General features: G+C 65.3%; 1 protein-coding gene. It reads left to right on the top strand.

Features of this window, described 5'->3' with window-relative positions:
- Positions 1–105: 105 nt before the first annotated feature.
- The gene (locus AB0E90_RS51585) at positions 106–1107 is read left to right on the top strand and encodes a helix-turn-helix domain-containing protein (protein ID WP_360421203.1); all 1002 of its coding nucleotides are present in this window, start codon (positions 106–108) and stop codon (positions 1105–1107) included.
- Positions 1108–1331 lie beyond the last annotated feature (224 nt).

Here is a 1331-nt window from a genome sequence, read left to right as displayed (position 1 = left end):
GCCCGGAATTCGGCCAGCGCGAAGACTTCACGGTAGGTACGCACGGCCCGAGTGTGCGACAGTCGACCTTGCTGTTCCGAATGATTCGCGAGGAGGCGAAACGTCATGGGCTCCTGGCGAGTGCCGGTCGATCTGCTCGCGTCGAGTCGGTTCGTGCTGTCCCCGATGGCTGAGACGGTAGCCGCGCTTACCGTGCTCGAGATACCTCAGGGCCCTTGGCAACGGGTGTTCCATGCCGCCAATCGCGACGCGTTCGACGAGATGTTGACCCGTCACCCCGTACGCCGCGACCTCGTCCACCGCGTTTGGCGGCAGCGCCAGGGCGACCAGCCCGCGTGGATGGCCGACTTCCTCGGCGCCGTTCCCACACGTCCCGGCATGTCGTTCGACGACGAACTCGGCCAACTCGCCGACGAATGGAACGACGACGGGATTCGTTCGGAGCTGTTCAAGGTCCGGCCGGGACCGCTCACCCCCGCCCTGTTGCGCCCCGGTCTGCTGGACGAGCTACTCGGGCTGCTGCACTGGATCTGGGCGGTGACCGTCGAGGCCGACTGGCCACGCCGCCAGCGGGTCCTCCAGGCCGACATCGTGTCACGGACGACTCTGCTGGCGACACGCGGCTGGTCAGGGGTGATTCCCACCCTGGGCGCGAAAAGGCAGTGGCTGGGTGACGGCCGGCTGCAGATCAACCGCAACGACCTGCCCGAACGTGACCTCTCGGCCGCCGTAACGCTGCTTTTCATCCCGGTACACAGCAACGGCTCGTGGGTGGCGTGGCACGAGCCCACCCGCTACGCCCTCGTGTATCCGGTCACCGGCGCGCTCGCCCCCACGACCGCCGCGAACGCCCACGGCCTGGCCCGGCTTATCGGCGCCAACCGGGCAGATCTGCTCCACAGTCTCGGAGAACCCAGGTCGACCACACAGCTCACCGCTATCTCCGGTCTACCCATGGGCGCCGTCGGCAACCACCTCAAGGTGATGCTCGACGCCGGCCTGGTGGACCGTCGCCGCGCCGGACGCGAGGTGCTCTACTGGCGCACGGCACTGGGTAACTCGCTGGCAGCGACCGCCAACCACGTCCCGGACCGCTCCCCGACGTGACCAGACCGGTCAAGGTAACGCTCGAAGGCTCGCGGAGACACTCGACATCGCATTGCGCCAGATCCGTGAAGTCGGCCAATGGGATGGATTAACATCCTTTCATGCCCGTTATCATCGGCATGGTCGAATGCGCTCTCATCGGCAGCTAAGAATTCTTGGACAGACGCGTCAGCTATAGCTTTTATATTCATGTGTTTGGATATACCCGTGCACTGTTCTCGGCA

The organism is Actinoplanes sp. NPDC026619 (assembly GCF_040638295.1).
Lineage (GTDB): Bacteria > Actinomycetota > Actinomycetes > Mycobacteriales > Micromonosporaceae > Actinoplanes.
This window is presented reverse-complemented; position numbering and strand designations above follow the sequence as displayed.